The organism is Leucobacter sp. Ag1, assembly GCF_000980875.1.
GTDB classification, from domain to species: domain Bacteria; phylum Actinomycetota; class Actinomycetes; order Actinomycetales; family Microbacteriaceae; genus Leucobacter; species Leucobacter iarius.
This window is the reverse complement of record NZ_LAYO01000052.1, coordinates 1-13,485: the sequence shown is the minus strand read 5'-3', so window position 1 is coordinate 13,485 and position 13,485 is coordinate 1. Positions and strand designations below refer to the sequence as shown.

Genomic DNA, 13,485 nt, shown 5'->3' with positions numbered 1-13,485 from the left:
CGGGGCCCTGCTGCGTTCGGTCACTCCGGGATCCTGCGACTCCTCGTCATGCTGCGCGAGGCACGAGTCGCAGCATCGCGCAGGATGACGACTGCTCGCAGGCTCCCGGATGGATCCTGCGACTCGCAGGCTCGCGCAGGATAGACGACTGCTCGCAGGCTCCCGGTCGTCTACTTGACGAGCGGGAAGAGGATCGTCTCGCGGATCCCGAGGCCGGTGAGCGCCATGAGCAGGCGATCCATGCCCATCCCCATGCCGCCCGACGGGGGCATGGCGTGCTCGAGGGCGCGCAGGAACTCCTCGTCGACGCCCATCGCCTCGTCATCGCCGCGGGCCGCCTCGGCGGCCTGCTGCACGAAGCGCTCGCGCTGCACGACGGGATCCACGAGCTCGGAGTAGCCGGTCGCCAGCTCGAAGCCGCGGATGTAGAGATCCCACTTCTCGACGACGCCCGGGATCGAGCGGTGGTGGCGGGTCAACGGGCTCGTCTCGACCGGGAAGTCCATGACGAAGGTCGGACGGGTGAGCGAGTCGATCACGAAGTGCTCCCAGAGCTCCTCGATCAGCTTGCCGTGGTTCGGCAGCTTCACCTCGACGCCCTCCTGCTCGGCGAGCGCGAGCAGCTCCTCGACCGAGGTCTCGGGCGTGATCTCACGGCCGGCCGCCTCGGAAAGGGACCCGTACATCGAGATGCGATCCCAGTCGCCGCCGAGGTCGAAGAGGGTGCCGTCGGCCCACTCCACGACCTGGGTGCCCTCGCGCTCCGTGCCGACGTTCGCGGCGAGCGCCGCGTTCTGCACGAGCGCCTGGGTGAGGTCGGCGATCCCGTTGTAGTCGGTGTAGGCCTGGTACGCCTCGAGCATCGCGAACTCGGGGCTGTGCGTCGAGTCGGCGCCCTCGTTGCGGAAGTTGCGGTTGATCTCGAAGACGCGCTCGAGGCCGCCGACCGCCGCGCGCTTGAGGAAGAGCTCGGGCGCGATGCGCAGGTAGAGCTCGGTATCGAAGGCGTTGGAGTGGGTGACGAACGGACGCGCCGATGCGCCGCCGTGCATGGTCTGCAGCATGGGCGTCTCGACCTCGATGAAGTCGCGATCGGCGAAGGTCCGGCGCAGGCTCGCCATGGTGCGGGCGCGGGTGACGACGTTACGGCGCGCCTGCTCGCGCTGGATGAGGTCGAGGTAGCGCTGGCGGACCCGGGTCTCCTCGTTCAGCTCCGCGTACATGTTGGGCAGCGGGGCGATGGCCTTGGCGGCGATCCGCCACTCCTTGACCATGATCGAGAGCTCGCCGCGACGGCTCGAGATGACCTCGCCGCTGACGAACAGGTGGTCGCCCAGGTCGACGAGCTCCTTGTAGCTCGCGAGCGAGTCCTCGCCGACCTCGGCGAGGCTCACCATCACCTGGATCCGCTCGCCGTTCCCCGCCTGCAGCGAGCCGAAGCACAGCTTGCCGGTGTTGCGCTGGAACACGACGCGGCCGGCGATGCCGACGATCTCGCCGGTCTCGTCGCCGGCGACGAGCTCGCCGAACTTCGCCCGCACGGCGGGGATCGTAGTGGTCACGGGGACCGAGACGGGGTACGCGCCGCCCGCCAGGTCGGCGCCGGCATTGAGCTTGTCGCGCTTCTCGAGGCGCACGCGCTTCTGCTCGAAGACCTCTGCTTCGGTTTCGACGTGCGTTTCGGGTGCGGTCTGCTCGCTCATTTGGGCGGGATCCTCCATGCTGTGCTCTGATGCGGCGCTCGGGACCCGGCCCGGGCGCACCGGATCAGTCTACGCGAGCGAGTCCGACTCCTCCGGCGTCCGACCCCAGCTCGCGGGCCCGTACCGGTAGGCCCGGAACTGCTCGCCCCACTCGAGCTTCGGCTCGCGCAGCCAGTAGGTCTCCTCCGGCCCCCAGCCCACGACCATCGTCCGCTCGCCGGGCGCGGTCTCGATGGGGACGCAGGAGAGGTCGAGGTAGCCGTTGACGGTCAGGTGGATCGCGTCGTACCGCTCGGCGAGCGCGGCCCAGTCCGGGATCACCCAGCGGAGACCGGGCTCGAGCATTCCCCAGTTGCGCTCCCGCGAGCGCGTCACATCGACGGGTGCCGAACGGACGAGGTCCAGCCAGTCGGCGACGGAATCGACCTCCATGACGGTCAGATCTCCCGTGGCGCGCAGCGCCGGTCGCACATTCGCGATGGCAGCACTGAAGTCATCCTCCCCGCCGAGCAGGTCGGAGGCGGGGAGCGTCGGGAGCGGGCTGCTCGTCTGCTGCACCTGATAGGTCAAGGGAGGCGTCCACCAGACCCCGTACGGCCTTCGGGCGTCGGCCATGAACTCCACGAGGCGGGGTCGCGGGTCGCCGGGATACGGGTCCGCGTCCGGAAGCGGTTCGTCGTTGTGCTTCATCTGAACGATCCGCTGCCGCTCCGGAGCGAACGGCGCGCTCCACTCGGCGGAGATGCCGAGTTCGGCCAGCCCGGTACGGACGGCCTCAACCTCCGCGGACGTCGCGTACTGCTCCAACTCCGGATCGTTCAGGTGGAAGTAGTGCATCTGCTCCATGACGCCGTGGATGGCTTCCCACACTGTGGCCGGCGTCGGCGCCTTCGCCAGCGCAGCGAAGGAGGCATGCCGTGTCGAATGGGTCCCGAACATCGTGTCCACCGATTCGGTGAGCAGCGCGTCGGCCAGGATCTCGCGCGGCGACGGGTAGTACTGCGTCATGGATTCCCCTCCGGCACCGAACACCCGGTCGCTCGCGGATGATCGTATACGATTCAGGCGAGCGGGTGGGCCGCCGAAGGAGGAGCACCGTGAGCACTGCGCAACCCCGCCTGACTCCGGGACTCCTCGCCGCGCTCGGCCTGCTCGCCGCAGTGAGCGCGGTCGCCACCGACCTCTACATCCCGTCGATCCCGAGCATCGCGAGCGAACTGCACGCCTCGGCGTCGTCGGTGCAGCTGACGCTCTCGCTGTTCTTCTTCGGCGTCGGCCTCGGACAGCTGCTGCTCGGCCCGCTCTCCGACTCGCTCGGTCGCCGCCCCGTGCTGCTCGCGGGCTTCGCGGTGTTCGCGCTCACCGGCATCGCGACCGTGTTCGTGCAGGACATCGGCACGCTGATCGCCCTGCGTCTGCTGCAGGGCCTCTCGGGCGCCGTCGGCATCGTGCTCTCGCGCGCCATCGCCGCGGACCTCAGCACCGGCGATACCGCGGTGCGCGCGCTGAGCCTCATCGCCATGGTGGTCGGGCTCGGGCCCATGATCGCGCCCGTGCTCGGCGGCTTCGCCCACCGGCTCTGGGACTGGCGCGGCGTGCTCGCCGTGCTCGCCGTCATCTCGACGTTCATGCTCCTGCTCGCGTGGCGCCGGGTGCCCGAGTCGCTGCCCGTCGAGCAGCGGCGCCCGCACGGCGTCGGCGCCGCCCTGCGGCCCTTCGGGGAGCTGATCCGGGATCGCGGCTTCGTCGCGCTCACGCTCGCCTTCGCGCTGTCGTTCACCGCGATGATCTCGTACATCTCGGCGTCGCCGTTCATCGGCCAGCGGCTCCTGCGCATGACGCCCATCGAGTACGCGCTCTCGTTCGCCGCCGGAGCATCCGCCCTGCTCATCGCGAACCTGGTGAACGCCCGCTTGGCCCCACGGGTGGGCCCGGCGCGCATGCTCTCCGTGGGATCCGGCCTGCTCGTGCTCGGCGGGCTCGGCATGCTGACGCTCGTGCTCTCGGACGCGCTCACGATCCCCGGTTTCATCGCCTGCGCGTTCGCGCTCACGGGCGGCACCGGCCTCACCATGTCGAACGCGAGCGCCCTCGCGCTCGCCCGCGCCGGGAGCGCACGCGGATCGGGGTCGGCACTGATCGGCACCGCGCAGTTCGCCCTCGGCGGCGCGGCCGCTCCGCTGGTCGGGCTCTGGGGCGAGACGACCGCGCTGCCCATGGCGATCACCGTCGCCGCGGCCGCCGTGCTGTCGGCCGCCTGCGCGACGATCCGCCGCAGGGGCTGAGGCGCGAGCGCTCCGCGGCCCCGCAGCCCGCGGCTACTCCGCTCGCGGCACGGCCCGCGCGAGCGCTTCCTCGACCGAGGCGCGGACGAGGCCGCCGATCACCCGGTCGGGATGCTCCAGGCCGATCCCGTCGAGCGCTTCGAGCGCCTGCCGCACCACCGCGCTCGAGAACTCGCGCGCCGCGGCGAGCGCCTCGGCGTACGCCGGTCGATCCCGCTCGGCGACCACGACGGGCTCCGCACCCATCTCGACCGCGAGCGCCTGCCCGATCGGCAGCACCGGAGCGGGGGCCGTGACCGCGACCGTCGATTCGGCGAGCCGGGTCAGGTCGAGGCTCGTGCCGGTGAAGACGAGCGCCGGGTGCAGGGCGAGCGGAATCACGCCCGTCGCGAGCGCGGGCGCGAACACGCCGTAGCCGTGCTCGGGCGCGGTGTGCACGGCGAGCTGGCCCGGCTGCCACGCCCCGGTCTCGGTGAGTCCGCGCACGAGGCCGGGGAGCTCGTCGCCGGGGATCGCGAACAGCACGAGCTCCGAGCGGCGCACGACCTCCGGCACATCGAGCACCGGCACGCCGGGCAGCATGGCCTCCGCGCGCTCGCGGCTCTCGTCGCTGACGGCCGAGATCCCGGTGATCGCGTGCCCGGCTCCGGCGAGCGCGTTGCCGAGCACGGGGCCCACGCGGCCCGCACCGACGATCCCGATGCCGAGCCGCCCGTCGCGACGGGTCGCGCTCATCGCGGGGTCCCGGCGACGTCGTCGCGCTGCGCCGCCACGGCCTGAGCCGCGAGCTGCTCGAACAGGCGGCGGGCATGGTCGAGTTCGAGTCCCGCGATCTCGGTCGGCACGGGCCCGAACACCGTGTGCACCCGCACGCGGGCGAGGCCCAGCGCGCGGTGGAAGAACGTGCGGTGCAGCAGCACCGACTGGGCTCGCGCGAGCGGCACGAGGGCGTAGCCGCGGGTGAGCACGCCGCGTCGGATCAGCGCGAGCGTGTGCGGGGATCCCGGGCCCGGCTCGGTCACCGCGATCCCGGTGCGCCGACGCGCGGCCCAGAGAACGAGTCCGCTGCGCGGCCCGGCACCGAGGTAGCCGCCGCCCGCACCCGCGATCCCGTCCCGCAGCACGGCGTACGAGAGCGGGCCTTCGGCGCCGCCGCCGCTCGCCGCGAAGAAGTTCCGATCGCCCAGGATCGTCTGCGTCACGCGCACCGCGTCGTCGAGCGTGCCGACGGGCAGCACGATCCCGGCGACCTTCTGGCCGTCCGATCCGTTGGTCGCGTTGCCCGCGAGGGTGATCCGCACCTGCCACCAGCCGAACGGCTTCCAGAGCAGCGGCTGCCGCACGTCGACGGCGTGCACCGGCGCGAAGGGGATGGTCTCGGTGCGCGTCGCGGTGAGGCCCGCGCCGATCCGGATCGCGTCGTCCGAACGCGAGAGCGTGAACCCGAAGCCTCGGTTGAAGTGGCTCACGATCACCGCGACCGAGGCGATGACGATCGGGATCAGGCCCGCGAGCGCCGCCGGATGCCCGGCGATCACGAAACCGCCGATCACGCCCACCAGCACGATGGCGACCAGGAAGCCCCAGCCGAGCACGATGCTGCCGACGAGGCGCCCGAGCGGCACCGTGACGAGCGTGCCCGACATGCGCGCACCCTGGTCGACGTCGTCGTCGGCGAAGTCGGTGACGCGCGATTCGAGGTCGAGCGCGTTCCGCAGGCGGGATCCGGACTGCGCGTCCGCGGTAGCGGTCGCGTCCGCCGTCCCGGCCGTGCCTTCCGCCGCGGCCGCCGCTGCGGGACCCGCCGCAGCCGGATCCGCGCTCGCGGCGCCGGCGGTCTGCGCGCGGACCAGACGGAGGATCTGCTCCCGCACGGCCTGCGCGTCGCGGTGCCCGAGGTAGGCGAGCGTCAGCTTGCCGCCCTGGCCCGCGGTCTGCACCTCGACCTGGGTGAGTCCGAGCACGCGGGCCAGCAGCTGCCGCTGCAGGTCCACCGCCTGGATCCGGTCGAGCGGCGCCCGGCGGTGCTGCTTGAACAGGACGCCGCGACGCAGCTCCACCGCGTCGTCGGCGATGCGGAACTGCGCGAAGCGGTATGACAGCCAGGAGAACAGGATCACCAGCGCGATGATCCCCGCGACGACCAGCAGCGCCACGACCACGAGACCGTGCTCGAAGATGTAGTCGATGCCGCCGTTCTCGGGGCTCTGGTTCCAGCTCGAGTTGCCGATGACCAGGCTGATCACCTGGTCGCGCAGATTCGCGACGATGATGCCGAACAGCACGAGCACGAAGAGCCCGCCGCGCAGCAGCGGCGAGAGCGGGTGGAGCCGCCGCCACTCGCCGTCGCTCGGGATCGCGGGCTGTCCCTGGGCTCCGCCCCCGGGCTGCGCCGGGCCGACCGGTCGAGCCGGGACCGCGGGGTCGCTCACAGCCCCGACCGCCGCGACTCGGCGAGCCGGATCAGCTCGTCGCGCAGCGCCTCCGCGTCGGCGTCGACGAGGCCGGGCAGGGCGATGCCCGTCGCCGCGGCCGCGGTGACGAACTTGAGATTCGCGAGCCCGAGCGCGCGCAAGAGCGGCCCGCGGGTGACGTCGACCAGCTGCAGGCGGCCGTAGGGCACCGCGACCACGCGCTCGAACATGATGCCGCGGCGGAAGACGAGGTCGTCCTCGCGCAGCGCGTAGCCCATCGCGCGCACGCGGCGGAAGGCGAGGATCGCGTTCACGAGGAACGCGACGGCGACGACGGCCAGCGCGATGACGACGAGCACGGGGACGTCCGTGCGGATGTACGTCGGGATCACGTAGGCGGCACCGCCCGCGATCACGACGGGGATCAGGTTGCCGACCAGGTCGACCCAGGCGTACTTCGGCGAGACCCGCAACCACGCGGTCGCGCCGGTCTCGCTCGCGGCACCGTGGCGGGCGACGGGCTGATCGGAGGGGGATGCTGAATGCGCCGGTTCTGTCACGCTCCCACTCTACGGCGAACCCGGCGCGCGGCACCGGTCCCGGCGCGCTTCAGCGCGATCCGGGCTTCTTCGGAGTGGTTCGGCTCAGATGTCGCGGGGCCGGGTGCGGGTGGCGTGCGGCGCGGGTTCCTCGCCCGAGCGTCCGACCGCTCCCCCGCCGGGCCCGCCTCCGCTGCCTTCGCCGTCCTCGTCGTCGCTCGGCGGGACGCGGCACCAGTGCTCGACCAGTATCCCGACGACCAGCAGCACCGCGCCGGTGATCGCGGTCGCGAGGATCGGGGCCCAGGTCGCGCTCGGTGCGGGGACGCTGCGCGCGCCGAGCGGCAGCAGGGCGCCGACGCCGAAGCCGCCGAACAGCGCGCCGACGAATTGGGAGGCGCGCGACGCGGCGAGCAGGCGGACGGCGTGGAACGGGTTGACCATGCGCTCGGCCCGATGAGTCACGGCCCGGCGCAGCAGAATGCCGAGCACCAGCAGCACTCCGGCGAGCACGGTGAGCGTGGCCGAGAGCGACAGCGGCGGGACGATCGGCGGCATGCCGACGGCGGAGCGCTGGGCTTGCACGAGCGCACCGGCCCCGGCTCCGACGATCCCGAAGACGAGCAGCCAGATCCACGAGGTGCGATGCTCCCGCTGCATCAGCGCGCGCCTCCGTCGTCGAGCCGGGTGGTCGAGTCGCCGATCCGTTCGAGCAGCGCGACGACCGTGCCGTGGCCCGGCAGCGTGGCGTGCGGATCGAGGTCGAGCCACGGGGCGAGCACGAAGTCGCGCTCGTGCGCGCGCGGGTGCGGCACGGTGAGGCGCTCGTCGCGGATGCTGCGTCCGCCGTACAGGATCAGGTCGATGTCGAGCGTGCGGTCGCCCCAGCGCACGTCGCGCGTGCGCCCGTGCTCCGACTCGATGCGCTGCAGCAGGTCGAGCAGCGCGTGCGGGTCGAGCGTGGTCGCGGCGAGCGCGATCCCGTTGATGTAGCGGGGCGCGTCGGGGTCGGGGCCGTCGAGCGTGAGCGCGATCGTCTCGCGCAGCGGCGACGCGCTCAGGCTGAGGACCCCCGGCGCCGCGAGGATCTCGGCCTGCGCCGCGGCGATGGTCTCGCCGCGGTCGCCGAGGTTGGCGCCGAAGGCGAGCACGACGGGGACGAGCTGGGCGATCATTCGGAGCCTCCCACGGTGCCGGCACCGGCCGCGGCGCGGACGACCGTGACCGACACGTCGCCGAAGGGCAGGTCGATGGGCGCCTCGGGCTTGTGCACGGTGAGACGGACGGCGCGCACGCCGTCGAAGCTCAGCGCGACGTCGGCCGCGCGTTCGGCGACCGTCTCGATGAGGTCGACCGGGTCCCGTTCGACCGCTGCCGAGATGGCCTCGGCCAGTTCGCCGTAGTGCACGGTGCGGGCCAGCTCGTCGCTGCGCGCGGCCGCGCCGAGATCGACCGAGACCTCGGCATCGATGAGGAAGCGCTGGCCCTGCTCGCGCTCGAAGTCGAAGACGCCGTGGTGGGCCCGGATTTCGAGCCCTGAGAGGCGGATCAGGTCGCCGTCGAAGCGGGGCGCCGGTGCGGGATCGGATCCCGCGACTCGCAGGCTCGCGCGGGATGACGTTGGGGAGACAGCACCGAACTGCGAGGGCGGCGCCTCGCCGAACACCGGCAGGGATGCCGCCGGGAATCCCTGCGCCGATGCGGTCCCCTCGGCGGCGCTCCAGGCCCCGGCCACGGCGAGCGCCTGGACCGTCGACGGGACGTCGTGCACGCGAACGCCCCACGCGCCCGCGCGGACGGCAAGGGCGCTCGTGACGGCGGTCGCGAGGTCGCGCGCCATCGGCCCGCCCGCCCCGCGGGCGGCCTCCGGCAGCGCGTCGAGCAGTTCGCCGAGCATCCGCTTGCGCGAGATGCCCACCAGGATCCGCGCTTCGGGTCCGCCGAGCTCGCGCAGCTGCGCGAGCAGCCGCCAGCCCTGTTCGGCGGTCTTATCGAAGCCGAGGCCGGGATCGAGGATGATGCGCCGGGCGTCGACTCCCGCGGCGACCGCGCGCTCCGCCGAGCGCGCCAGCGCCTCGCGGATCTCGCCGACCACGTCGACGTAGCCGGATCGGCCGTGCGCCGGGTCGGGGATCCCCCGCCAGTGCCCGATCGCGAACTCGGCGCCGGACGCGGCGACGGCCTCGGCCATGCGCGGGTCGTGCAGGCCGCCCGAGACGTCGTTGACGATCGAGGCACCGGCGGCGACCGCGGCCTCGGCGGTCTCGGCGTGGATCGTGTCGATCGAGATGCGGATTCCGGACTCGGCGAGGGCGCGGATCACGGGGACGACGCGACGCTGCTCCTCGCTCGGAGGCACCGCTTCGGCACCCGGGCGGGTCGACTCGCCGCCGACGTCGACGATGGTGGCGCCCTGCGCGACGAGCTCCCGGCCGCGCGCGATCGCGGCGTCGAGCGCATCGAAGCGGCCCCCATCGCTGAACGAGTCGGGCGTGACGTTGAGCACGCCCATGACCTCAGTCATCGGCCGGCTTTCCGAGCAGGACCATGATCTCGGCGCGGGCCGCCGGTTCGGCGAGCTCCCCGCGGGAGGCGATGGTGACGGTGACGGCATCGGCCTGGCGCACGCCGCGATCGGCGACGCAGCCGTGGCTGGCCTCGAGCACGACCAGCACGCCGGCGGGATCGAGGCCGTCCTCGAGCACCTGGGCGATCTGCTCGCCGAGCCGTTCCTGCACCTGGGGCCGCGAAGCGAGGGTCTCGACGACGCGCGGGAGCGCGCTGAGCCCGACCACTCGTTCGGCGGGCCGGTAGGCGATGTGGGCGCGCCCGCGGAACGGCAGCAGGTGGTGCTCGCAGACCGAGCGCAGGGCGATGTCGCGCAGCAGCACGAGCTCGCCGGGGCGGTCCCCCACCGGCACCGCGTCGGCGAGGTGCACCGACGGGTCGACGCCCACGCCGGAGAAGAACTCGGCGTAGGCGTCGGCCACGCGAGCGGGGGTGCTCGCGAGCTCGTGGCGGTCGGGATCCTCGCCGATCGCCGTCAGCAGCTCCCGCACTGCGGCGGCGATGCGCGGGCGATCGACGCTCGGGGTCATGATGCGGCGCCCGGCCCTTCGGGAGCCGGCGGCACGGGCGGGGCCGGAGGCGCGGTCGGCTCCTGCGGAGCGGCCGGTGCCTGCGGGGCCGCCTGCAGTGCATCGGTGGCGACCGAGGCGGGGACCGCGATGGGCGGGCGATCGGAGACCGGGCGCTCCTGGTGCGAGAGCCAGGTGGGGCGCTCGGGGAGCTTCTTCACGTCGCGGAAGATCTCGGCGATCTGGATGTGGTCGAGCGTCTCCTTCACGAGCAGCTCGCGCGCCAGATCGTCGAGGATGTCGCGGTTGAGCACGAGCACCTCGTAGGCCTCGTTGTGCGCCTGCTCCATGAGCGCGCGCACCTCGGCGTCGATCTCGACCGCGATGCCCTCGGAGTAGTCGCGGTTCTGGCCGTACTCGCCGAGGAACGCTCCGGCCTGGGCCTGGCCGAGCTTGACCGGACCGACCGAGGCCGACATGCCGTACTCGGTGACCATCTTGCGCGCCGTGCTCGTGGCCTTCTCGATGTCGTTGCCCGCGCCGGTGGTGGGATCGTGGAACACGAGCTCCTCCGCGACGCGACCGCCCAGGGCGTAGGCGAGCTGATCCTGCAGCTCGTTGCGCGTGATCGAGTACTTGTCTTCCAGAGGGATGACCATGGTGTAGCCGAGCGCGCGGCCGCGGGGCAGGATCGTGATCTTGGTGACCGGATCCGTGTGGTTGAGCGCGGCGGCGACGAGCGCGTGACCGCCCTCGTGGTATGCCGTGATCAGCTTCTCCTGATCCTTCATCACCCGGGTGCGTCGCTGGGGGCCCGCGACCACGCGGTCGATGGCCTCGTCGAGCGCCCGGTTGTCGATGAGCTGCGCGTGCGAGCGCGCCGTGAGCAGCGCGGCCTCGTTGAGCACGTTCGCGAGATCGGCGCCCGAGAACCCGGGGGTCTTGCGAGCGACGACGTCGAGGTCGACGTTCTTGGACAGCGGCTTGCCCGCCGAGTGCACCTCGAGGATCTTGCGACGGCCGGCCATGTCGGGGGCGTCGACGCCGATCTGGCGGTCGAAGCGGCCCGGGCGCAGCAGCGCGGGGTCGAGCATGTCGGGGCGGTTGGTCGCCGCGATCATGATCACGTTGGTCTTGGGGTCGAAGCCGTCCATCTCGACGAGCAGCTGGTTGAGCGTCTGCTCGCGCTCGTCGTGTCCGCCGCCCATGCCCTGGCCGCGGCGCTGGCCGACCGCGTCGATCTCGTCGACGAAGATGATGGCCGGGGCGTTCGCCTTGGCCTCCTTGAAGAGGTCGCGCACGCGGCTCGCGCCGACGCCGACGAACATCTCGACGAAGTCGGATCCCGAGATCGAGTAGAACGGCACGCCGGCCTCGCCGGCCACCGCGCGCGCCAGCAGGGTCTTGCCCGTGCCGGGAGGACCGTAGAGCAGCACGCCCTTGGGGATCCGGGCCCCGACCGCCTGGAAGCGCGAGGCGTCCTGCAGGAAGTCCTTGATCTCGTGCAGTTCTTCGACCGCCTCGTCGGCGCCCGCGACGTCCGCGAAGGTGACGGTGGGCGCCTCCTTCGAGACGAGCTTCGCCCGCGACTTGCCGAACTGCATGACCTTGTTGCCGCCACCCTGCATGGACGACAGCATCCACCAGAAGAACAGGCCGATGAGCAGCACCGGCAGCAGGAAGCCGAGCAGCGACCACAGCGGGTTCGGCTGCGGCACCTGGTCGGTGTAGCCGTCCTTCGGAGCGGCCTTGGTGACCGCTTCGACCACGGACTCGCCGCGCGGGCCGACGTAGTAGAAGAAGACCTCGTCGGTGCCCGCCTTCTTGTCGACGGAGGTCAGCGTGAGGTTGACGCGCTGGTCGCCGTCGATGATCTCGGCCTGCTTGACCTTGCCGTCGGAGAGCAGTTCGAGTCCGCGCTCGGTCTTCACCTCGCGCGACCCGCCGCCCATGATCAGCATCCACCCGACCAGCACGATGATGGGCGCGAGGATCAAGTAGATCAGGGGGCCGCGGAACAGCTTCTTCCCCTTGGACAGTGTCTCAGCCACGTTGGGCCCTTTCTGGGTCCGGCGGGTGCGCTGAGCTCAGCCCGTCCGCCGCATGTCGATTCGACCGCGATGCCGATGCGGCGCGTGCCGCACCGGACTTCACGAGTGCAAGCGTAGCCGTCCGGTCTGACAACGCCCCCGGCTTCCGCCGAGGGCGAACCGAGGAACGGCCCTGAATCGCCGGGTTACTCGCTGTAGACGTGCGGTGCGAGGATCGCGACGTCGCGCAGGTTGCGGTAGCGCTCGGCGTAGTCGAGCCCGTAGCCGACGACGAAGTCGACGGGGATGTCGTAGCCGACGTAGTCGACCTCGAGGTCGACCTTCATCGCCTCGGGCTTGCGGAGCATGGTGCAGATGCGCACCGACTTCGCGCCGCGGCTCTCGAGGTTCTCCTTCAGCCAGGACAGCGTGAGCCCGGAGTCGATGATGTCCTCGACGATGAGCACGTCGCGGCCGGTGAGGTCGGCGTCGAGATCCTTCATGATCTTGACGACGCCGCTCGACTTGGTGCCGGCGCCGTACGAGCTGACGGCCATCCAGTCCATCTCGGCGTGGAAGCGGAGTTCGCGCGAGAGATCCGCCATGACCATGACGGCGCCCTTGAGGACGCCGACGAGCAGCGGCGGCTCGTCCCGGTATTCGGCTTCGATCTCGCGCGCCAGCTCCGCCAGCCGTGCGTGCAGCTCGGCTTCGGTGTGCAGCACGACCGTGAGGTCATCGCCGAGGTGGGACGCGTCCATGTGACTCCTGCTCTCGCTCGAAAGGTGTGGCGGCGGTGAACACGAGGCGCTCACCGGCACGAACTACTGTAGCGCCGGGGACGGTGAGCGGTCCCTGACCGCGCCACTCGGTGATCAGCCGATCGATCTCGAGCGTGTGGGTCCGCGAGAGCAGGGCACCGAACTCGTCGCGCGCCACCCGGCGGATCACCCGGTGCCGGATCGCCGCCGGGTTCGCGGCGAGCGCGGGGATCAGCACCGCGATCCCCGCCTCGGCGAACTCGACCAGTTCCTCGATGCACTCGTCGACCATCCCGTCGAGCGCGTCCGCGTCCTCACGCGCCTGCTCGGCGCTGCGGGCGAGCGCCGCGGCCGCGCCGGGGCCCAGCTCCCGCTCCAGGACGGGCAGCACCGAGATCCTGGCGCGCACCCGGGCGAAGGCGGGATCCGCGTTCTGCGGATCGGTCCAGGGATCCAGCCCCTGCGCCGCGCAGGCGGCCTCGGTGCTGGCTCGCGGAACACCGAGCAGCGGGCGCAGGATCCGGCCGCGGCGCGGGGGGATCCCCGCGATGGATCGCGTGCCCGAGCCGCGCGAGAGGCCGAGCAGCACCTGCTCCGCCTGGTCGTCGCGCGTGTGCGCGGTGAGGATCGCCGCCGCGCCCGTCTCGTCGGCCGCGGCCTCGAGGAGCGGGGAGAA

The 13,485-nt window shown here is 72.1% G+C and carries 13 protein-coding genes; 1 reads left to right on the top strand and 12 read right to left on the bottom strand.

The features are described from left to right. Window positions 1-170: 170 nt before the first annotated feature. Together lysS and XM48_RS01135 are read right to left on the bottom strand one after the other, a co-directional pair. A complete protein-coding gene (gene lysS / locus XM48_RS01140; protein WP_046453937.1) occupies window positions 171-1,703 on the bottom strand; it encodes a lysine--tRNA ligase in 1,533 nt (510 codons plus the stop codon). Between the two features lie 69 nt (window positions 1,704-1,772). Continuing rightward, window positions 1,773-2,711, bottom strand: a complete 939-nt coding sequence (locus XM48_RS01135) for a hypothetical protein (RefSeq protein WP_046453936.1) — start codon at window positions 2,709-2,711, stop codon at window positions 1,773-1,775. Between the two features lie 89 nt (window positions 2,712-2,800). Here XM48_RS01135 and XM48_RS01130 point away from each other — a divergent pair, with 89 nt between their 5' ends. Beyond that, the gene (locus XM48_RS01130; RefSeq protein ID WP_046453935.1) at window positions 2,801-3,988 is read left to right on the top strand and encodes a multidrug effflux MFS transporter; all 1,188 of its coding nucleotides are present in this window, start codon (window positions 2,801-2,803) and stop codon (window positions 3,986-3,988) included. A gap of 33 nt (window positions 3,989-4,021) precedes the next feature. Here the strand turns inward: XM48_RS01130 and XM48_RS01125 are convergent, their stop codons facing one another. The 10 genes from XM48_RS01125 to XM48_RS01080 all read right to left on the bottom strand — a co-directional run. Continuing rightward, the gene (locus XM48_RS01125) at window positions 4,022-4,723 is read right to left on the bottom strand and encodes a Rossmann-like and DUF2520 domain-containing protein (protein ID WP_046453934.1); all 702 of its coding nucleotides are present in this window, start codon (window positions 4,721-4,723) and stop codon (window positions 4,022-4,024) included. Next, window positions 4,720-6,420, bottom strand: a complete 1,701-nt coding sequence (locus tag XM48_RS01120) for a PH domain-containing protein (RefSeq protein WP_052961216.1) — start codon at window positions 6,418-6,420, stop codon at window positions 4,720-4,722. Before XM48_RS01120 ends, XM48_RS01125 begins: the two co-directional genes overlap by 4 nt. Continuing rightward, window positions 6,417-6,962, bottom strand: a complete 546-nt coding sequence (locus tag XM48_RS18150) for a PH domain-containing protein (RefSeq protein ID WP_084820848.1) — start codon at window positions 6,960-6,962, stop codon at window positions 6,417-6,419. Before XM48_RS18150 ends, XM48_RS01120 begins: the two co-directional genes overlap by 4 nt. Window positions 6,963-7,046: 84 nt before the next feature. Beyond that, on the bottom strand, window positions 7,047-7,601 hold the full coding sequence (locus XM48_RS01110; protein WP_046453933.1) for a DUF3180 domain-containing protein: 555 nt from the start codon (window positions 7,599-7,601) through the stop codon (window positions 7,047-7,049). Beyond that, the gene (gene folK / locus XM48_RS01105) at window positions 7,601-8,116 is read right to left on the bottom strand and encodes a 2-amino-4-hydroxy-6-hydroxymethyldihydropteridine diphosphokinase (RefSeq protein ID WP_046453932.1); all 516 of its coding nucleotides are present in this window, start codon (window positions 8,114-8,116) and stop codon (window positions 7,601-7,603) included. Before folK ends, XM48_RS01110 begins: the two co-directional genes overlap by 1 nt. After that, window positions 8,113-9,465 (bottom strand): dihydropteroate synthase, encoded by a 1,353-nt coding sequence (gene folP, locus XM48_RS01100; protein ID WP_046453931.1) that lies wholly within the window; start codon window positions 9,463-9,465, stop codon window positions 8,113-8,115. The genes folK and folP overlap by 4 nt, the downstream gene beginning before the upstream one ends. Further along, window positions 9,458-10,039 (bottom strand): GTP cyclohydrolase I FolE, encoded by a 582-nt coding sequence (gene folE, locus XM48_RS01095; protein WP_046453930.1) that lies wholly within the window; start codon window positions 10,037-10,039, stop codon window positions 9,458-9,460. Before folE ends, folP begins: the two co-directional genes overlap by 8 nt. Next, window positions 10,036-11,994 carry an ATP-dependent zinc metalloprotease FtsH gene (gene ftsH, locus XM48_RS01090; RefSeq protein WP_369699846.1) on the bottom strand — a complete coding sequence of 653 codons (1,959 nt, stop codon included), beginning with the start codon at window positions 11,992-11,994 and terminating at the stop codon, window positions 10,036-10,038. The genes folE and ftsH overlap by 4 nt, the downstream gene beginning before the upstream one ends. 260 nt (window positions 11,995-12,254) lie before the next feature. Next, window positions 12,255-12,809, bottom strand: a complete 555-nt coding sequence (gene hpt, locus XM48_RS01085) for a hypoxanthine phosphoribosyltransferase (protein ID WP_046453929.1) — start codon at window positions 12,807-12,809, stop codon at window positions 12,255-12,257. Next, window positions 12,784-13,485 (bottom strand): ATP-binding protein (locus XM48_RS01080; RefSeq protein WP_046453928.1); only part of this gene is annotated, 702 nt, incomplete at its 5' end. The genes hpt and XM48_RS01080, both read right to left, overlap by 26 nt.